This is a genomic window from Agrobacterium sp. ES01 (assembly GCF_050320885.1).
Taxonomy (GTDB): Bacteria; Pseudomonadota; Alphaproteobacteria; order Rhizobiales; family Rhizobiaceae; genus Allorhizobium.
Map to the genome: position 1 here is coordinate 77,902 of NZ_JBNQTH010000001.1, position 19,036 is coordinate 96,937.

At 58.2% G+C, this 19,036-nt stretch carries 19 protein-coding genes and 3 tRNA genes; 4 read left to right on the top strand and 18 right to left on the bottom strand.

Annotation, left to right across the window (positions count from 1 at the left end; all coding sequences use genetic code 11):
* Nucleotides 1-3: 3 nt before the first annotated feature.
* The 11 genes from ACQQ2Q_RS00405 to ACQQ2Q_RS00455 form a co-directional block, all read right to left on the bottom strand.
* Nucleotides 4-159, bottom strand: coding sequence for a hypothetical protein (locus ACQQ2Q_RS00405; RefSeq protein WP_428185044.1), 156 nt, complete (start codon nucleotides 157-159; stop codon nucleotides 4-6).
* Nucleotides 159-896 carry a hypothetical protein gene (locus tag ACQQ2Q_RS00410; protein WP_428185045.1) on the bottom strand — a complete coding sequence of 246 codons (738 nt, stop codon included), beginning with the start codon at nucleotides 894-896 and terminating at the stop codon, nucleotides 159-161. The genes ACQQ2Q_RS00405 and ACQQ2Q_RS00410 overlap by 1 nt, the downstream gene beginning before the upstream one ends.
* Nucleotides 897-928: 32 nt before the next feature.
* A complete protein-coding gene (gene nuoF, locus ACQQ2Q_RS00415; protein ID WP_428185046.1) occupies nucleotides 929-2,233 on the bottom strand; it encodes an NADH-quinone oxidoreductase subunit NuoF in 1,305 nt (434 codons plus the stop codon).
* A gap of 10 nt (nucleotides 2,234-2,243) precedes the next feature.
* Nucleotides 2,244-3,362: an NADH-quinone oxidoreductase subunit E gene (locus ACQQ2Q_RS00420; protein ID WP_428185047.1), complete on the bottom strand. Its 1,119-nt coding sequence runs from the start codon at nucleotides 3,360-3,362 to the stop codon at nucleotides 2,244-2,246.
* A gap of 16 nt (nucleotides 3,363-3,378) precedes the next feature.
* Nucleotides 3,379-3,630, bottom strand: a complete 252-nt coding sequence (locus ACQQ2Q_RS00425) for a hypothetical protein (protein ID WP_428185048.1) — start codon at nucleotides 3,628-3,630, stop codon at nucleotides 3,379-3,381.
* Nucleotides 3,630-4,820 (bottom strand): NADH-quinone oxidoreductase subunit D, encoded by a 1,191-nt coding sequence (locus tag ACQQ2Q_RS00430; RefSeq protein ID WP_428185049.1) that lies wholly within the window; start codon nucleotides 4,818-4,820, stop codon nucleotides 3,630-3,632. The genes ACQQ2Q_RS00425 and ACQQ2Q_RS00430 overlap by 1 nt, the downstream gene beginning before the upstream one ends.
* A gap of 18 nt (nucleotides 4,821-4,838) precedes the next feature.
* On the bottom strand, nucleotides 4,839-5,441 hold the full coding sequence (locus ACQQ2Q_RS00435) for an NADH-quinone oxidoreductase subunit C (protein ID WP_428185050.1): 603 nt from the start codon (nucleotides 5,439-5,441) through the stop codon (nucleotides 4,839-4,841).
* A gap of 18 nt (nucleotides 5,442-5,459) precedes the next feature.
* The gene (locus tag ACQQ2Q_RS00440; protein ID WP_428185051.1) at nucleotides 5,460-6,041 is read right to left on the bottom strand and encodes a NuoB/complex I 20 kDa subunit family protein; all 582 of its coding nucleotides are present in this window, start codon (nucleotides 6,039-6,041) and stop codon (nucleotides 5,460-5,462) included.
* Complete coding sequence (locus ACQQ2Q_RS00445) at nucleotides 6,032-6,397, bottom strand: NADH-quinone oxidoreductase subunit A (RefSeq protein WP_428185052.1); 366 nt, start codon at nucleotides 6,395-6,397, stop codon at nucleotides 6,032-6,034. Before ACQQ2Q_RS00445 ends, ACQQ2Q_RS00440 begins: the two co-directional genes overlap by 10 nt.
* 245 nt (nucleotides 6,398-6,642) lie before the next feature.
* Nucleotides 6,643-6,719: transfer RNA gene (locus ACQQ2Q_RS00450), tRNA-Asp, on the bottom strand.
* A gap of 77 nt (nucleotides 6,720-6,796) precedes the next feature.
* Nucleotides 6,797-6,873, bottom strand: a tRNA-Asp gene (locus tag ACQQ2Q_RS00455).
* A 345-nt stretch (nucleotides 6,874-7,218) separates the two neighbouring features.
* Between ACQQ2Q_RS00455 and ACQQ2Q_RS00460 the strand changes: the two genes are divergently transcribed.
* Nucleotides 7,219-7,294 (top strand) — tRNA-Val (locus ACQQ2Q_RS00460).
* 199 nt (nucleotides 7,295-7,493) lie between these two features.
* Here ACQQ2Q_RS00460 and ACQQ2Q_RS00465 read toward each other — a convergent pair.
* The 5 genes from ACQQ2Q_RS00465 to ACQQ2Q_RS00485 all read right to left on the bottom strand — a co-directional run bounded on the left by ACQQ2Q_RS00465 (nucleotide 7,494) and on the right by ACQQ2Q_RS00485 (nucleotide 13,198).
* Nucleotides 7,494-8,480, bottom strand: a complete 987-nt coding sequence (locus tag ACQQ2Q_RS00465) for an ABC transporter permease (protein ID WP_428185053.1) — start codon at nucleotides 8,478-8,480, stop codon at nucleotides 7,494-7,496.
* Nucleotides 8,481-8,492: 12 nt separating this feature from the next.
* Nucleotides 8,493-9,998: a sugar ABC transporter ATP-binding protein gene (locus ACQQ2Q_RS00470; protein ID WP_428185054.1), complete on the bottom strand. Its 1,506-nt coding sequence runs from the start codon at nucleotides 9,996-9,998 to the stop codon at nucleotides 8,493-8,495.
* 85 nt (nucleotides 9,999-10,083) lie between these two features.
* Nucleotides 10,084-11,031 (bottom strand): sugar-binding protein, encoded by a 948-nt coding sequence (locus ACQQ2Q_RS00475; RefSeq protein ID WP_428185055.1) that lies wholly within the window; start codon nucleotides 11,029-11,031, stop codon nucleotides 10,084-10,086.
* A 151-nt stretch (nucleotides 11,032-11,182) separates the two neighbouring features.
* Entirely contained in the window at nucleotides 11,183-12,169 is a 987-nt protein-coding gene (locus tag ACQQ2Q_RS00480; RefSeq protein ID WP_428186451.1) for a substrate-binding domain-containing protein, read from the bottom strand.
* A 48-nt stretch (nucleotides 12,170-12,217) separates the two neighbouring features.
* Nucleotides 12,218-13,198, bottom strand: a complete 981-nt coding sequence (locus tag ACQQ2Q_RS00485; protein WP_428185056.1) for an NAD-dependent epimerase/dehydratase family protein — start codon at nucleotides 13,196-13,198, stop codon at nucleotides 12,218-12,220.
* A 150-nt stretch (nucleotides 13,199-13,348) separates the two neighbouring features.
* Here ACQQ2Q_RS00485 and ACQQ2Q_RS00490 point away from each other — a divergent pair, with 150 nt between their 5' ends.
* The 3 genes from ACQQ2Q_RS00490 to ACQQ2Q_RS00500 are packed head-to-tail and all read left to right on the top strand — an operon-like array spanning nucleotide 13,349 to nucleotide 16,135.
* Entirely contained in the window at nucleotides 13,349-14,089 is a 741-nt protein-coding gene (locus ACQQ2Q_RS00490; RefSeq protein ID WP_428185057.1) for an ATP-binding cassette domain-containing protein, read from the top strand.
* 13 nt (nucleotides 14,090-14,102) lie between these two features.
* The gene (locus tag ACQQ2Q_RS00495; RefSeq protein WP_428185058.1) at nucleotides 14,103-15,092 is read left to right on the top strand and encodes an ABC transporter permease; all 990 of its coding nucleotides are present in this window, start codon (nucleotides 14,103-14,105) and stop codon (nucleotides 15,090-15,092) included.
* 44 nt (nucleotides 15,093-15,136) lie between these two features.
* Nucleotides 15,137-16,135: a LacI family DNA-binding transcriptional regulator gene (locus tag ACQQ2Q_RS00500; protein WP_428185059.1), complete on the top strand. Its 999-nt coding sequence runs from the start codon at nucleotides 15,137-15,139 to the stop codon at nucleotides 16,133-16,135.
* Between the two features lie 44 nt (nucleotides 16,136-16,179).
* On the opposite strand, the gene ACQQ2Q_RS00505 is transcribed toward ACQQ2Q_RS00500, so the two are convergent.
* Together ACQQ2Q_RS00505 and ACQQ2Q_RS00510 are read right to left on the bottom strand one after the other, a co-directional pair.
* Entirely contained in the window at nucleotides 16,180-17,451 is a 1,272-nt protein-coding gene (locus tag ACQQ2Q_RS00505) for an arsenic transporter (protein WP_428185060.1), read from the bottom strand.
* Between the two features lie 142 nt (nucleotides 17,452-17,593).
* Nucleotides 17,594-18,901 carry an MFS transporter gene (locus ACQQ2Q_RS00510; RefSeq protein WP_428185061.1) on the bottom strand — a complete coding sequence of 436 codons (1,308 nt, stop codon included), beginning with the start codon at nucleotides 18,899-18,901 and terminating at the stop codon, nucleotides 17,594-17,596.
* Nucleotides 18,902-19,036: the final 135 nt, after the last annotated feature.

A 19,036-nucleotide genomic window follows, 5' to 3' on the forward strand; every position in this document is an offset into this window, starting at 1 on the left:
GTCTCACGCACACCGTGCCTGCCGCAGCAGGAGCGACCGGTCCATTGATTGGTGGTCGCCGCGATTGTTCAATTTCCCGGAAACATGCACGCCAGCATTCGCTGTCTTCTCGCACATGGCTTTCCAAATTTCCTCAAATGCCTGGTCGACAAACTGCATCAGCTCTTGTCTCCGGACAGAGACTTCGCCTGGCCGACCCAGTCATCCCGACCGATACGGCCGGACAATCCGAGTGTGTCGTCAAGCTTGTCGATCCTGGCTTTCGTCAGGCCCGCGATATCCGCGAACCGTGTTATTCCCTGTGCGTTCAGCATCTGCTCCAGCTTCGGTCCGATCCCTGAAATCTGCTTCAGGTCGTCGGCCGCGACTGTGCCTTGCTTCGCCCCCGCCACGGACTTTGGCTTGGCTGCGCTCTTGGCTGCCGGCCTCGCTTTGGCCGTCGGCTTAGTCGCCACCGTCTTCGCCGGCTTTGGCGCGTCTTCCCTGGCCGTCGCAGCTTTGGCGGCTTGCGCCTTGGACTTCGCTGGAGCCGGCGACTTGGCTGCGGCAGGCTTCGTTGCCTTTGGCTTTGTCACCTTTGCAGGCTTCGGCTTTTCGGCGCGCGCCTTTGCTGGCTCCTTGACCGGCTCGGCGACGGGTTGAACCGCATCTTCCCCGCCGTCGCCTTCTTTCGCGGCCCTCTCAGATGCTTTGCCCGCAGCCTGCATGGAGCGCAGGAAAACGTCTGTCATCTGGGTCGCCATGCCGAAGCCGAAAGCGGTCGCCGCCGCAAAGGCAGCGGCCGGATTGGCCATCAGCTGCTGGATCGGCATGTCCTTGAAGGCATCGGCAATCCGGCTGAAGTCAGCCGGATTTTCCGGGTGCTCCTCGCTCTTCCTGTCGTTGTCCTTGGCCATGACGATCTTTCCTCAAGCCCACCGGTTGATCTTTACTCAGCTGCTTCCATCACCGCGCCATGGGCCATGGCGTTGCGGGTATACTGGTCGATACGCGCTTCCATTTCCGGGCGAAAATGCTTGATGAGGCCCTGGATCGGCCATGCAGCGGCGTCGCCGAGCGCGCAGATCGTGTGGCCTTCAACCTGCTTGGTCACCTGGAACAGCATGTCGATTTCGCGCTTCTGGGCATTGCCCTTCACCATGCGCTCCATGACCCGCATCATCCAGCCTGTCCCTTCACGGCACGGCGTGCACTGACCGCAGCTCTCATGCTTGTAGAACGCAGACAGACGCCAGATGGCCTTCACGATGTCGGTGGACTTGTCCATGACGATGACAGCGGCGGTCCCGAGGCCGGACCCCAGTTCCTTGAGGCCATCATAATCCATGATGGCGTCTTTCATCTGGGCACCTGGAACACAGGGAACCGACGAACCGCCGGGAATGACGGCCAGAAGATTGTCCCAGCCACCGCGAATCCCGCCGCAATGCTTCTCGATCAGTTCTTCGAAGGTGATCGACATGGCGTCTTCAACCGTGCAGGGGCGATTGACATGGCCCGAGATCGAATAGAGCTTGGTGCCGGCATTGTTGGCGCGACCGAAGCTTGAATACCAACCGGCACCACGGCGCAGAATGGTCGGGGTCACCGCAATCGATTCAACATTGTTGACGGTGGTCGGGCAACCGTAGAGGCCCATATTGGCCGGGAACGGAGGCTTCAGCCGCGGCTGGCCCTTCTTGCCTTCCAGGCTTTCGAGCAGAGCCGTTTCTTCGCCGCAGATATAGGCACCGGCACCATGGTGCACGATGATGTCGATATCGTAGCCGAGCTTGTTGTTCTTGCCGAGCAGTCCTGCATCATAGCATTCGTCGATCGCTGCCTGCAGGGCTTCACGCTCGCGCATGAACTCGCCACGGACATAAATGAACGCGTGATGGGCACCCATGGCGAAAGAGGCGACAACGCAGCCTTCGATCAGCGTGTGCGGATCGTGACGCATGATGTCACGGTCCTTGCAGGTGCCGGGTTCCGACTCATCGGCATTAACGACCAGATAATGCGGACGGCCATCGGATTCCTTCGGCATGAAGGACCATTTCAGGCCGGTGGGGAAGCCAGCACCGCCACGGCCGCGAAGCCCTGACGCCTTGACCTCATTGATGACCCAGTCACGGCCCTTTTCGAGCAGCTGCTTGGTACCGTCCCAATGGCCGCGGGACATCGCACCCTTCAGGGACTTGTCCTTGAGGCCATAGATATTGGTAAAGATGCGGTCTTGATCTTTTAACATATCCTACCCCTTAGCGCGGCTTCTTGCCGAAAACTTTGATGTATTCGGCTTCGCCGCCCTTGGCGAGCGCCTTGGCCTGCTTGACCCAATCGTCACGATCGATGCGGCCCTTGAATTTCAGATAACCATCGACCCATTCCCGTTCGGCCTTCTTCCACGACGCGACTTGCGCGTAGGTGTAGATGCCGAGTTCGTTCAACGTGCCTTCAAGCTTCGGGCCAACGCCCGAAATCAGCTTGAGGTCGTCAGGCGTCGCAGGCTTTTCGACGGCTGCTGGACGGTTCTTGTCGTCGAGCGAAGGCTTGTCACCCGCATCGGCCTCATCGGTCGCAGGCTTTGCACTCTTGCGCGCCGGCTTGACCGGTTCGCCGCCAGGCGTTGCCGTCTTGCCGTCTGCCGGTGTCTTCAGCGCTGGATTTGTCATCTCAGCGTCGGAATCAGGCTTGCCGGCCTTGGCTGGCGGGACGGAGACTTCAGCAGTGGAGGCAGACGCAGCCTTTGTCTTCTTCGGTGCCGTGTCGGCTTCCAGAAGTGAGGTCAGACCACCTTCAGGGGCTGAGAAAATACGGTCGATTTGTGGGCCGGGCGTGACTTCGTCACCCTTGCCTGCCTGGAAACGGTCGATAATGTCTTCGAGCTTTTCAGCCGTCAGATCCTCATAGGAATCCTTGAAGATCATCACCATCGGCGCGTTCACGCAGGCGCCCTGACATTCAACCTCTTCCCAGGACAGCGTGCCGTCCTCGTTGAGCTCCAATGGCTGGGCATTGATCTTCTTCTTGCACACATTGATCAGGTCTTCAGCGCCACGCAGCATGCAGGGCGTTGTGCCACACACCTGCACATGGGCGCGCTTGCCGACCGGCTTCAACTGGAATTGCGTATAGAATGTCGCGACTTCGAGAACGCGAATATACGCCATTCCAAGCATATCGGCGATCGATTCGATCGCGGCACGCGTGACCCAGCCGTCCTGTTCCTGCGCTCGCATGAGCAACAGGATGACGGCCGACTGCTGACGGCCTTCCGGATATTTGTTGATCGTCGCCTCAGCCCATGCGGCGTTTTCCTTGGTGAAGGAAAAGCCACCGGGCTGGAGCTGGTCTTCTGCTAGTCGACGAACGGACATTCTTCCTCACGCCTTGTCAGTTTATGGCTCCACACCTTGAGCTCGCCACGGTGGCGAATTCACAGGCATAGGCCGAATTGTCCTTCTGGAGGAACACGATGAATGTTGAGCCGTTGGGAACGGCCGACTTGATCTCATAGCCCTCGCTGACCAATTCCCCCATGGATTTGGAGGAAGAACTCGAAGCAACACCAGTTGTCGACGTCTGGGCATCAGCACCAGAAGCGGCCACCAGGCTTGCTGCGAGTATGATCAGGCCAGGGCGCATTAACGGTCGACCTCTCCAAAGACGATATCGATCGAGCCTAGAATTGCCGACACGTCGGCGAGCTGGTGTCCGCGACAGATAAAGTCCATCGCCTGAAGATGGGCATAGCCCGGCGCACGGATCTTGCAGCGGTATGGCTTATTTGTACCATCGGAGACGAGGAAGACGCCGAACTCGCCCTTGGGCGCTTCAACGGCTGCGTAAACCTCACCCTCAGGGACGTGATAGCCTTCGGTGTAGAGCTTGAAGTGGTGAATCAGCGCTTCCATCGACCGCTTCATTTCACCGCGTTTCGGCGGCACAACCTTGCCGTCGAGCGATGAGAACGGGCCGGTCTTTGCATCGCCAAGCAGACGGTTGACGCACTGCTTCATGATCTTCACCGACTCGCGCATTTCGATCATGCGGATCAGGTAACGGTCATAGCAGTCGCCGTTCTTGCCGATCGGGATGTCGAATTCGAGATCGGAGTAACACTCATAGGGCTGCGAACGACGCAGATCCCAGGCAGCACCCGAACCGCGCACCATGACGCCGGAGAAACCCCAGGCCCAGGCATCTTCCAGCTTCACCACGCCGATATCGACGTTACGCTGCTTGAAAATACGGTTGCCGGTCAGAAGATCGTCGATATCGTCGAGGGTCTTCAGGAAAGGATCGCACCATGCGCCGATATCTTCCACCAGCTCCGGCGGAAGGTCCTGATGAACGCCACCGGGACGGAAATAGGCAGAGTGCATGCGCGCGCCGCAGGCACGCTCGTAAAACACCATGAGCTTTTCACGTTCCTCAAAGCCCCAGAGCGGCGGCGTCAGTGCGCCAACGTCCATGGCCTGCGTGGTCACGTTCAAGAGATGCGACAGGATACGGCCGATTTCGGAATAGAGAACGCGGATCAGCTGACCGCGGATCGGGATCTCGAGGCCGAGGAGCTTTTCGACCGCCATGGCATAGGCGTGTTCCTGGTTCATCGGCGCCACGTAGTCGAGACGGTCGAAGTAAGGAACGGCCTGCAGATAGGTCTTGGTTTCGATCAGCTTTTCGGTGCCACGATGGAGCAGACCGATATGCGGATCGACACGCTCTACGATTTCACCGTCGAGCTCGAGCACCAGACGCAGAACGCCGTGGGCTGCGGGATGCTGCGGACCAAAGTTGATGTTGAAGTTGCGAACGTTATGCTCGGTCATTGACTTACCCTTCCGTCCTCACTTCGCCGCTTTTTCATCGCCGGGCAGCACGTAGTCCGTGCCTTCCCATGGCGAGAGGAAATCGAAACTACGGAATTCCTGCTTCAGCTCGACCGGCTCGTAAACCACGCGCTTGACCGAATCGTCGTAGCGAACTTCGACAAAGCCCGTGGTCGGGAAGTCCTTGCGCAGCGGATGCCCCTCAAAACCGTAATCGGTCAGAATGCGGCGCAGATCCGGATGGTCGGTAAACATGATGCCGTACATATCCCAGGCTTCACGCTCGAACCAGTCGGCACCGGGAAAGACGCCACAGGCCGACGGCACGGGCTTTTCTTCCGATGTCATGGTCTTGACGCGGATGCGCAGGTTCTGACGCGGCGACTGCAGATGATAGACAACATCGAAACGCTCGGGGCGCGCCGGATAGTCGACACCACAGATATCGATGAAATTGACAAACCCGCACTGCACGTCGTCACGCAGGAAGGTCAGAAGCGCGATCAGCTTTTCCGGTGTGGCGGTCAGCGTCAATTCACCGAATTTGATTTCGGCGCTGGCGATCAGTTCGCCACGTACTTCCTGAATAAAGGATGCAAGCTCGTTCAGGGCTTCGCTCATTGTCTCGTCCCTCAGCCCTTACCGTTCGATGGTCCCGGTACGGCGGATTTTTTTCTGCAGCAGAAGCACGCCATAAAGCAGCGCCTCTGCCGTGGGCGGACAGCCCGGCACATAGATATCGACGGGCACCACGCGATCGCAGCCACGCACCACCGAATAGGAATAGTGGTAATAACCACCGCCATTGGCACACGAGCCCATGGAAATCACGTAACGTGGCTCCGGCATCTGGTCATAGACCTTGCGAAGCGCGGGCGCCATCTTGTTGGTCAGCGTCCCCGCAACAATCATCACATCCGACTGACGGGGGCTCGCGCGCGGGGCAAAGCCAAAGCGTTCGACGTCGTAGCGCGGCATGGAAAGCTGCATCATCTCGACGGCGCAACAGGCCAGACCGAAGGTCATCCACATCAGCGAGCCGGTACGGGCCCAGGTGATGAGCTCGTCGGTCGAAGTGACCAGGAAACCCTTGTCGGCAAGTTCATTGTTGATCTCGCCGAAAAACGGATCATTGGCTCCAATCGGCTTGCCGGTCGAGGGATCGATAATCCCCTTCGGCTGCTGCGCGACGAGCGTCGTGTCTGAAGCGGTCACTCCCATTCCAGGGCTCCCTTCTTCCATTCATAGATAAAGCCGATGGTCAAAACGCCGAGGAAGACCATCATCGACCAGAAGCCGAACCAGCCCAGATCGCCGAAGGAAACGGCCCAAGGGAAAAGGAAGGCAACTTCAAGATCGAAGATGATGAAGAGAATCGACACAAGATAGAATCGAATGTCGAATTTCATACGCGCATCGTCGAATGCATTGAAACCACATTCGTAAGCCGAAAGCTTTTCAGAATCAGGCGCCTTATACGCAACGGCAAACGGCGCAACGAGAAGCGCTATACCGATAACGAGGGCAATGCCGATAAAAATTGCGATCGGAAGGTAGGAACTGAGGAGTTCAGTCATCTTATCCATCCCTGCCTGTCAGTGAAAATGTCGGGCGACATTCCGGCCATCAGGCCAACAAGCCGAAATAAGTGTTGCAACAAGCCGTTGGTTAACGCAGCCAACTCGGATGCGCAAGCCTCAAGCGGGCTTTTCACCCGATACCTGTCCGACTTTATCAAGGAGTTAAAATCAGATACATAGTCAACGGTATATTACACCCATGCGGCGCAACAAAACCCTATTTTTATTGGAGGAGAAATATATGGCGCGAGTGACGGGGCTCGAACCCGCGACCTCCGGCGTGACAGGCCGGCACTCTAACCAACTGAGCTACACCCGCGCATATATAGTCCGCTTTGAGCGGAGAAGACTGCTTTTCGAAATTCGATAGGCTGCCTTTCGTCGAGGACTTGAGAGTGGCGCGAGTGACGGGGCTCGAACCCGCGACCTCCGGCGTGACAGGCCGGCACTCTAACCAACTGAGCTACACCCGCGCACATCTCAAAAAGACGGTGAAACCGTCCTCACCAACCGGGCCTCGCCGGTCGATGAGCGGCTAACTAAGATGTTCGTGATTGGGTGTCAAGCAGGTTCGCAGACAAAACGATGACAGCGATGCAAATGTTTTGGACAATGCCCGCCTCCAGTGTGCGCCCTCCCCTTTCAACCCGGCCATTGCCAATGGAAAGACCCCATACATAAAGAGGTGCGATTTTTTCTCTCCTGTGTGCGAAGTGATAAAAAAAACAAAAAAACTTCACAAACACTCTTGCGCATTTTTTCCGATCCGCATAGATCACGGCCACCGACGCGGCGGACAGATGCTTCGCACAGCGGACGGGCGATTAGCTCAGTTGGTAGAGCGCCTCGTTTACACCGAGGATGTCGGGAGTTCGAGTCTCTCATCGCCCACCATTCTCTCCAGAAATCCCTTTATTTCTCGTAAGCGCAACCAACCGCATTTCATTGCCGTTGTGTGCTGTATCCCAGTCGTCTTCATAAGGCGCGGCGCGGTCGCGAGCAGTTCACCAATCCGATTGCAGCCATCGCCAACTCGTCATGCGCCATCCGGTAGCGACAAGTCGGTTTAAACGACACCTTAATCCGCGTCACATTATGTATTGTCTTCCATCGCTGCCATGGCGCTCGCCTGTCGGCGGGCGTCGCGGTAGTGGGAAAACTGGGTATCGGCGATCACGCCTGCGAGAATCACGCTGCCCATCACGGCGAAATTCAAGGAGGACGGGATGCCGAGCAGGTTCACGAGGTTCTGCAGTTCCTGCAGCAGGATGACGCCCAGCACCACGCCGATGATCGAGCCCTCCCCGCCCCGCAGCGAAAAGCCGCCAAGAACTGCCGCTGCAATGCCATACAATTCGTAAAAATTGCCGTGCGACGATGGCTGGACGGACCGGGTATACATGGCGAAGAATACCGCCGAGATCCCGGTCAAGAAGGCGCAGAGCACATAGGCCTTTATGATCACACGATTGGTGTCGATGCCTGAATAGCGCGCGGCCTCGCTATTCTTGCCGACGGCGAACAGATGGCGGCCGAAGACTGTGCGGTGCAGCAGGAACCAGGAGATGATGGCGACCAGCGCAAAAGCGATGACGGAATGCGGTATGCCGGCGGTGCGACCGGACACGAGATATTCCAGCATGGGAAAATCGGAACCGAAACTGAAGCCGGCGGTCCCGTCCTTGGTGTAGAATCGCGCAACACCGCGATAGATCAGAAGGCCACACAGGGTGACGACGAATGGCTGCAGCTTGAGTCGGGTGATCAGCCAGCCATGAAGCAGGCCTATGGCCACGGAGAGAACCAGGACAATTGCCAGTGCCACGCCCCAGGGAACACCGAAACTGGCGATGAGGTCGACGAATATGACACCGATCAGTGCGATGACGGAACCAATGGACAATTCGATGCCAGCCGTCACGATGACGAATGCTTCGGCTATCGAAAACAATCCGAACAGGCCGATGAGATTGGCTGTATTGGCCAGATTGATCGGCGACAGAAAACGCGGATTGACCATGGCAACAATCGCGCCAACCGTGACCACCAGGGTGGCAAGTCCAATATCTTTCTTGTGCATCCTCTTCCCCTTCTATTCGACGGCCAGTCGGAGAATGCTCTCCTCGGTCAGTTGATCGCGCTTGAGCGTTCCGGAAATCCGCCCATGGCACATGACCGCCACGCGGTCTGAAACGCCGATCACCTCTTCCATGTCGGACGAGATCATCAACAGCGCCACGCCTTCGGCAGCCAGCGCCTGCATCAGCCGATAGACCTCCGCCTTGGCCCCCACATCGATGCCGCGGGTCGGTTCGTCGAGAATGATGACCTTGGGCTTCATCGCCAACCATTTGGCGAGAACGATCTTTTGCTGATTGCCACCCGACATTTCGGCGACGGCGCGATCGATGCTCGACGTCTTGATCTTCAGATTGTCCCTTGACGATTCGGCCAGTCTTCGTTCCGCACGCGCATCGACGAAGCCATGCCTTGAAAGCCCGTCATGCGCAGGCATCGCAACATTTTCCATGACCGAGAAATCCAGGAACAGGCCTTCTGCCTTTCGATCCTCGGGCACCAGGCAAATGCCGGCTGCGATCGCGTCTGGCACGGAATGGGGGGCAAGCACCCTGCCCCCGATCTCGATCACCCCGCCCTCGACCGGATCGATGCCGAATATCGCGCGCGCCAGCTCGGTGCGACCGGCACCGACAAGTCCCGTCAGGCAATGGATCTCGCCGGCCCTCAGACAAAGATCAATGGAATGTTGCGGATTGGCTATGGTGCGCAGAGCCTTGATCTCCAGAACCGGCAAACCGAGCACATGGTCGGTTTTCTCGTAGAACTGGCTGACGTCGCGGCCGATCATCATATGCACCATATTGTGCCTGGTGATTTCCTCGCGGCTCAGGCCCCCAGCATTGCAGCCATCGCGCAACGCCACCACCCGGCTTGCCACCTGTTCGACCTCGGCCAGACGGTGGGTGATGAACAGCACGGCCACGCCCTTTGCGCTCAACTGCCGGATAACCTCCAGCAGGCGCTTGGTCTCCGATATGGTCAGGCTGGATGTGGGTTCGTCGAGAATGAGCAGACGCAGATCGATCGACAACGCACGGGCAATTTCGAGCAGTTGCTGATCGGCCAGCGAGAGGTCGGAGACCCGATCACGCGGGCCGAAACGCGCGCCGAGCAGTTCAAGGATCGGCGCCACTTTCTGTTCCATCGCCGTGCGATCAAGAAATCCGAAAATGCCATGCCTCATTTCGCGGCCAAGAAGCACATTGGCTGTGACATCGAGATTGGAAAACGGATTGAGTTCCTGATGGACGAGAGCAATGCCACGCTCATGAACCCGGGCGGGTGTCAGTGACCTCACCTCTTCGCCATCGATGATGATCCGGCCCTCATCAGGCGCGATGGCGCCGCTTAGCACTTTCATCAAGGTGGATTTGCCGGCACCGTTTTCGCCGATAAGCCCAACCACCTCGCCCGCGCGAATGCTCAAGGACACATTGTTGAGTGCCACCGCACCCGGATAGACCTTGGTGATCCCCACCAGATCGAGTTCTATGGTCTTGTCAGGATATTCTGTCATCGACGCTCCCGGAACGCAGGACGGATCAAAAGGCTGCACGAACCCCATGGGATCCGTGCAGCCAGGATCGTTTTCGACAGCGCGCTTATCCGCCGACGCGGGCTTTCAGTTCTGCTGCGAAGGCATCGACATTGTCCTTGGTGATCTTCTTGGTTGGCACAATGATCAGGCCGTCAGACGGAATCTGCGATTTGTCGCCTTGCAGATAGGCCGCCATCAGCTTCATCCCCTGATAGCCCCACTGGTAAGGGTCCTGAACCACAGTTCCGACGAAGTTTCCTTCACGCACGGCGCCCAGCGTCACCGGGTCTTCGTCAAAGGCAACCACGGTCACCTGTCCCAGCTTCCCAGCGGCCTGCAGGGCCTCATAGATCTTGGGCGGGTTGTAGGAATAGAACCCGACCATGCAGGTAATGTCCGGATTGGCTGCCAGGACGTCATCGACATTGGAGCGTGCGCGGGCAAAGTCCACGTCATCGCCTCTCACATCCACCAGTTCGATTCCGGAGCCCTCGACGGCCTTGCGGAAGCCGGCAATGCGTTCAACGGCATTGTCAGCGCCGAGAAAGCCGACAAAGCCCATGCATTTGCCACCATCCGGCATTGCAGCGACGGCCATTTCGCCGGCCTGAACGCCGGCATCCGTGTTGGATGAGCCGAGATAGGCAATGCGATTGCTGTTGGGCGCGTCGCTGTCCGTCGTAAACAACGGCACCTGCGCTGCAATGCGATTGAAGGCATCGATCGAGTTCTTCGGATCGGCCGACGAAATCATGATCGCGTCGGTACCGGCGGCGACCAGATCGTCCATCAGGGCATTCTGCAAGGCCGCTGTCCCTTGAGCCGGGTAGCGGAATTGCAAGTCATAATCCGGCAACTCGGCCTGGGCTGCCTTCACGCCTGCTTCGGAGAGCTTCCAGAAGTCGGATGCCGCGTTGACGATAAAGGCCAGCGAGGGTTTGTCCTGAGCAAAGGACGGGCTCGCGGCAAATGCCACACTTGCTGCGAGAACCAATGATTTCAGATGTTTCATTTCATTCCTCCCTGCGACCCGATTTCCTCCCAGGTCGCGTTCCATATGACGGTAACGGATGGCATTATTATTAATATGTTTACTGATAATTCGTCTTGCGACATAGAATGGCGGCGAGCCCGGAAGCCCGCCACCCGCCGCCCCGCAAGACTCAGTTATCGGCGCAGAAACCAGGATCGTCCTGGTTGCAGACATCGAGCCCGGTAAACAGCGGATCCTCCACCGTCTGACCGTTGATGAGCTGGATCATCACATCCGGCGCCTTGTAGCCCATCTCGAACGGACGCTGACCAACCTGGGCGTGGCTGCGACCATCGCGGAAGGCCTGGGTCTGCGGCGGCAGCGTGTCGCCGGCGATAATGATCAGGTCCTTGCTCTTGAGCTTGTCCATCACCTGGTCGGTCACCTGGGCATAGGCTTGCGGCGCAAACTGTGCCCAGCCGCCGATCAGGATGAAGGCGTCGAGATCTGCATTGGCGGTGAACACGTCCGACATCTGCTGGTTGGCAAGATCGGCCTGGTCATTTGTGTAGACCGGGCAACCCTCGACTTCCGTCCAACCGCCCTGTCCTGTCAGGCGGTCGATTTCCTTGGCACCGGCAATGGTATCGCGAAAGCCTTGAGCGCGGGCATTGATGTTGTCAGCGGCGACATTGCCAAGCTGCAGGCAGACGGTACCGCCATCCGGCTTGAGCTTGCTGGCCTCCTCCGCCATTTTCACGCCCATCAGATAGTTGTCTGTTCCGAGATATGTCTTGCGCAGGTCGCGGTCCTTTTCCAGGAAATCCGCATCCACCGTCATGACCGGCACCGACGGCGCAATGTCACGCACACGATTGCCCATGGCGGGCGCGTTGGACGGCGAAATGGCAATCGCTGCCACCCCACGGGTCAGCAGGTCATCGACGATCTGGACTTCACCCGCTTCGTCTGCAGACGACGCCGGGCCGGTATAGAGGCACTCGTATTCGCTGTCTGCATTCTCCGACATCCACTTCTTGCAGCCCAGATTGATCTGCTCGAAGAACGGGTTGTCGAGACCCTTGACGACAATCGCCAGGGTCTTTTTGTCTGCTGCTCCAGCCGACCCTGCGGCCAAAGCCGCGACAGATAGGGCCGTCATTGCCAATATCTTCATTTTCATCGGTTTTTCCTCCTCCACTTAAACCGACCAAAGCCTCCTGCCTCAGCCGGGATACCAGACAATGCGCGGGTCGTTTTCCGCACGCTTGTATTGCCAGGCGCGCTCGATCATCTGTTCGAGGCCGATCTCCGGAGACCAGCCAAGCAGCATCCGCGCCTTGGAATTGTCGAGCCAGTTGCTGTAGAACGGCGTGTCGATCTCGACCGGAGTGAGCCCGTTGAGCGCTGAAAGCCGCTCGCCCAGGACGCCATAGTCCACTGGCTGATCCATGGAAATATTGAGCAATTGTCCTTCAGCACGAGGGTTGTCGATCGTCGCCAGAATTGCTGACACGAGGTCGTCGATATGGACGAAGTTTCGCTTGAGATAGTCGCCGTTCACATCGCGCAAGACCGGCACATATCCACCCTTGCGACAGTCCTGCAGCCGATCCTCCTCGATCAACTCCGCCCATGAAGGACCGCCAAATTGCGCGTCGCTGAAGTCGAGCGCGAAGCGAAAATCGTCTTTCTCCATGATCCACGGGGCACGAAGCGTCGACCAGTTCACACCATACTGATGACCGAACTGCTCCAGCATCACCTCTTCAAGGGTCTTGGTGAGTGCGTAGCTGCCCGGATAAGCCCGACGCTCGGACGCCTCGGTGATTGGGGCATCGTAGTCATGGAAGATATGCCCGACCGCGCAGTCGCCACTCAACAGGATGAACTGACGCGCATAATGTGAACGCCGAAATTCCTCGAGCAGCAGGTAAAGCCCCTTCAAGGCGACATCGAAGATCAGCTCTGGCGTTTCCTTGACAGCTGCCATGTGGATCACATGGGTCACCCCATCCATGACTTCAGCCACGATAGCTGGATCATTCATGGACCCCCGAACCGCAGAGACGCGCTCCCCCTCCTCGACCGACCTGTTATTGCAAAGTGCGACCACTTCCCACTTCGCAAAACGAACATCTGCAAGGAATGCGTGCAGGAATGCCTGCCCGACCTTTCCCGTTCCGCCCGTCAGCAGAAGCCTCATGCTTCCCTCCTCCGAAAGAACCTAGTCCGAGTTGAACTTTGTTTACTAATAATATTAAGTCAAGTAATTAGTTAATTCTGGCGTGGGAAAATGAGCCGCCCGTGTGATTTGGAGTGAGGATTTTCGGCGCTGACATAAAGGGAGGAAATTGTGTCGCGACTTGCATTTTCAGGAGTTTCAAAGAATTTCGGAGCGATACAGGCGCTTAGCGATGTGTCACTTTCGATCGAACCGGGGGAGGTTCTGGGCCTTATGGGGGATAATGGCGCCGGAAAATCCACGCTCGTCAAAATCATTGCCGGAAACTTTCCGCCGAGTACGGGCAAGATCAGCATTGACGGCAAGCCAGTGGTCTTTCACAGACCTCTCGACGCCCAGCGGGAGGGCATAGAAATGGTCTACCAGGACCTGGCGCTCGCCGACAATCTGTCTGCCGCATCCAATGTCTTTCTTGGACGAGAGCCGCTGCGTCATTTCGGGCCGATCCGATATATCGACTACAAGCAGATGAATTCCGTCTCGGCCGAATTGTTCAAGCAACTCAAATCGGAAACCCGCCCGCGCGATCTCGTACGGCGAATGTCCGGTGGCCAACGACAGGCGGTGGCAATCGCGCGCACACTGCTGTCGGAACCGAAGATTGTCATGATGGATGAGCCGACGGCCGCAATTTCAGTGCGTCAGGTCGCGGAAGTGCTCGACCTCATCCGCCGCCTGCGTGACCGCGGCATCAGTGTGATCCTGATCAGCCACAGAATGCCCGATGTTTTCAGCGTCTCAGACAGGATCGCCGTTTTACGTCGGGGGCAGATGGTGTGCCGCAAGGCCGCCAAGGATTCATCCCCTGAAGAAGTCACCGGCCTGATCACCGGCGCCATCGAAACGGCCTAGGAGGGAGATCGACATGACAACGCTCGACGACATCATCAGCAAATCGCTGCATCAAAACTGGTTTTCCCGCCTGAAAAGCCTGCAGGTCTTCTGGGTCTTCACCGCCGCCATCTTAGCATGCCTGGCGCTCACCCTTTTGACCGATACTTTCGCGAGCGAGCGGAACCTGTTCAATGTGGGGCGCAATTTCGCCTTCGTCGCAATCATCGCCATCGGCATGACGGCCGTCATCGCCTCCGGTGGCATCGACCTTTCGGTCGGGTCATCGGTGGTCTTGAGCGCAATGGTGATCAGTGTGGCCATGGCCAGCGGCATGTCCTTCTGGGTGTCGGCCCTCATGGCACTCGGCTCGGCACTTCTGGTCGGACTGTTGAACGGCGTGCTGATTGCTTATGCAGGCATGCCGGCCTTCGTGGTCACACTCGGGACACTGTCAGCCGCGCGTTCGCTTGCCATGGTGCTGTCGGACAACAAGATGATCTGGGAGTTCGGGCCGGATCACGAGATACTGTTGTGGATTGGCGGTGGCTCGACACTCGGCATTCCGCATCCACTCTATGCCGTCATTGCGCTTGCCGTGATCATGTCACTGGTCTTTCGCTGGACCCGATGGGGACAACATCTGTTTGCGATCGGGGGCAATGAAAGTGCGGCGATCCTGACCGGCATTCCGGTCAAACGTCTGAAGGTCAGTATCTACATGTTCTCTGCCTTTACAGCGGGCCTTGCAGGCATCCTGATGGCTGGTTGGCTGGGGAGCGTCACGACCAATCTCGGTCAGGCGATGGAGCTTACCGTCATTGCCGCAGCGGTCATCGGCGGGGCCAATCTGGCGGGTGGCGAAGGCAATGCGCTGGGTGCCGTTGTCGGCGCGCTGCTCATCGAGGTCATTCGCAATTCCCTGATCCTGCTGGGTATCTCGACTTTCTGGCAAGGAATGTTCATAGGTACCTTCATCATCGTCGCTGTGGCATTTGACCGATTCCGCAATGTGCGAAGATAGCGAATCGAAATGACAGTGCGCTCGCGCGCAATACGGAGATCACCTTGAAACCCACCATGATGGATGTCGCAGCGCGGGCGGGTGTATCGCAAGCGACCGTCTCCCTTATACTCAATGGCAGTTCAGGGGCACGCTTCAGCGAAGCGACGCGCCGTAAGGTTTTCGACGCCGTCAATGAACTCGGTTACCTTCGCACAAATCGCTCGCCTGCCAGCGATGCGACAGACAGCAGGGTGATCGCGTTCATCACCGACGAGTTGACGACCGATCCCTGGATGGCACTTGCCTTCGAAGGCGCGCGCGAAAAGGCACTCGAACTGGGAATCATCGTCACGCTCGGCATTTTCCGGGCGGACGAAGACCCAACCGAGAACGTCTTCCAGCAATACGAGCGGCAACCCTTGATGGGCTATATCTTTGGTACGATCCTGACACGCAAGATCGATCCACCGACGCCGCTGTTGACGGTGCCGTCGGTGCTCGTCAATTGCTACGATCAAAGCCGGCGACTGCCGTCCATATTGCCAGGCGACGTTGCCGGAGGTCGGTCTGCGACCGAACGGTTGATCCGGGCCGGTCGCAGCCGGATCGCACTGATCAACGGACAGGACGGCCTCGACAATCCGCGCGACCGGCTGCGCGGCTACAAGCAGGCTCTGGCGAGCCACGACTTCACCTTCGACGCCGAACTGGTGCGCTACGGCAACTGGGAGCCCTCCTCCGGTTATGCCGAGACCCAGGTCTTGATGGATCTGCCCAACCCGCCCGACGCGATCTTCTGTGCCAACGATCTGATGGCGCTTGGATGTATCGAGGCGCTGAAAGAACGAGGAAAATCCGTTCCAGGCGACATCTCGGTCATCGGCTTCGACAATCGCGATATCGCCCAGTTCATCCGTCCGCCGCTGACCACTCTTCACCTGCCGCTCTTTGAAATGGGCGCGATGGCGGTGGAGATGATCGACGATATTGCAGGCGGGCTGAAAAGCCGCCACGACCAGCTTAAGGTCGAATGCCAGATTATCGAGCGAGAGTCGGTTTAACGCACGGACGCCTCTGCGGTGATACCCTGATAACCGTCACAGGACTATGACGTCAGGAGCAGTGCTGCCAGCGCCAGAAACAGTGCCGGTGTCATCACGACGACACCGAGCTTCAGAAACTGCCAGGCCCCGACATGGATGTTCTCGCGCCGTAGCACCGTCAACCAGAGTATGGTCGCAAGCGACCCCGTCACCGACAGGTTAGGCCCCAGATCGACACCGATCAGGACCGCACCGGATACCACGCCTTGCACTTGCGCCAATTGGACCGTGCTGCCCGCCACCAGACCCGCCGGGAGATTGTTGACGAGATTTGTAACGATCGCAACGATTACGCCTGCACCACCTGCTGCCCATTGCGGCGAACTGGCAATCGCGCGCTCGAGAATGTCTGCAAGGATGCGGATAAGGCCCGTCCCGCTCAGCGCTTCCACGATCACGAACAGGCCGGCGACCAGAGGCAAGACGGTCCAGGAGATACCCCTCAGCACGGCAAATGGGGCCTGACGATTGACCGCGACGATCACCAGCAGCGTCGCCACGCCGGCCAGAAATGTCGGCGGACCCAATTCCATTTCAAATGCCGAGGCGAGAACCAGTCCAACCGACGTGAGCGCAAGGGAAATTCCGACAACTTTGGCAGCCAAGGACAATTGCGGCGTCGACGCAGTCATGGCGACCGTGTCGGTGCTGAGAGAGCCGCGCTGTGTCCAGTAAAGAGCGACAAAGGTGGCAATGATCGCAACGATGGAGGGAAGCGTAAACATTCGTAGCCATTCACCGAGCGGCGGCATGTGGCCGCCACCGAAAATGACGAGATTGGCGGGGTTCGAAATCGGCAGGACGAAACTGGCGGCATTGGCAATAAAGGCGCAGATCAGCAGATATGGCAGCGGATTTTTCACCTTGGCCGCGCGTGTCGCCGCATAGACTGCCGGCGTCAGGACCACAGCAGTGGCATCATTGGACAAAAAGACGGTGACCAGGAGACCGACGGCATAGATCAGAACGAACAACCGTTTCGGTGAGCCTTTGGCATGGTTGATCGCGGCAACGGCCAGCCAGTCAAACAGGCCTTCCTTTCGCGCCAACTCAGCCAGAAGCATCATGCCAATCAGGAACAGATAGACGTCAAACCCCTTGGCGATACCGGTCCAGGCGGCTGACGGTCGCATCAGGCCAAATGCAAGCAACAGGCCTGCGCCACCGACCGCCCAGACAGCCTCCGGCCATCGAAACGGTCGGGTAATGACCAGGAAGGCTGTTGCGGCGGCAATAATCCATGCGGGATGAAACGTCGTTGTCAGAACTTGCATATTCGCGTCCGCCGGTGGTTGCTTTGTGAAAGCTACTCTTAACAACCGCAGCTTTTGCGCCGTCTTAGCACGAAGGATGTCGGACTGGCCGATGCAGCGCAGCAACGCCCGTCATTTCTTGCAGATAGCGTGTTTATGTTGATCATGCGTTCTCAATGCGCTCGCGCAGCCGCTTCTGTTCCAATTCGTCGAGCGAGAAGTTCCACATGACCGCGATGGATGCCAGCTTTATGGGGATCGGCAGCCAGGCGTAGAGGGCACCCAGTGCCCAAAGCGCAGCGGGAGCGGCGCTCTCAGCAGCATTGGCATCGAAACCTGCTGATCCCAGTAGGGGAAAGACAGTTCCGGCAGAAAGGGCCAGCGCCAGTTTGGAAATCAGGCTCCAGGCGGCGAAATAAAGTCCGGAGCGCTGTTCTCCTGACATCGCCGTGTCGTTGTCGATCACATCCGCCTGTATTGCCGGTGGAAGTGCCAGATCGAAGCCCAGCAGCAGACCGGTCAAGATACAGATGGCGACAAAAGGAGCGACATCGCCCTCCCGCAGAAAGCCGGCCGTGAAGAAGATCGCGCAGGCCGCCAGCATGGAAATGCACCAGGCACGATGCTTGCCCACTCTCCTGGCGGCAAGCACGGCCAGGGGAACGCCAGCCACGGCACTGAGGAAGTAGGCAAACAACAGCGGGCCTTGCAATGTCTCGGCACCCAGCCGTGCGGAGACGAAGAACAGGAACAGACTGGCCGGCACCGCATTGGCAAAACTGTTGAGAAGAAAGGCCAGGGCAAGACGGCGGAAGGGAGCATTGTCCCAAAGCTGGCGCAATCCGTCGACAAGCGCCAGGCGACGGCGGGTCAGGTCTTCGGGCTCCGCGACCCATGCGACCGTCATCAACCCCAGCACCGGCAAACCGATGGCGACGAACAGACCGAGATAAGCCAATCCAGACAGGCCATCTGCCCGCTCGAGGCCAATGGCGAAGGGCAGTGACACGGCAACCAGTGTGCCGAACACGGTTGCGCCTTCGCGCCAGGCGGTCAACCGCGCACGGCCATGATAGTCCGACACGAGTTCCGCACCCCAGGCGGTGTGGGGCAAGGTCGTCCATGTGGTTCCGATGGAGAGTGCCGCACCCCAGAAGGCGAGATAGAAAAGCCCTGCAGTGCTTGGGGGCCAGAACAGCATCAGTGCTGAAACCGCCGTCAGCGGCAAGGACAAGGCAAAGAAAAAACGCCTGCGCCCGAACCGGGATGTGATGCGATCCGACCAATAGCCGAATAGTGGATCGGTGATCGCGTCCATGACCCGTATCAGCAGCAGAACCACGCCGATACCGGCCAGCGACAGCCCCAGACGCGTCGCATAGTAAGACGGTACGATAATATAAAACGGCAGCGCAATAGCCGCCACCGGCAGCGCGGGCAAGGCATAAAGCGCAAGGAGCCGGTTCGGCACTCTCTCCTGGCTCCCGTTAGTCATCATACCCGCGTTTTGGCTCTCTTGATCATGATATCAATACGCGTGCAGCAACAGGACGGATCACGGCTTGCAACCGAACTCGTTCACAAATCAAAAACGGCACGGGCCATC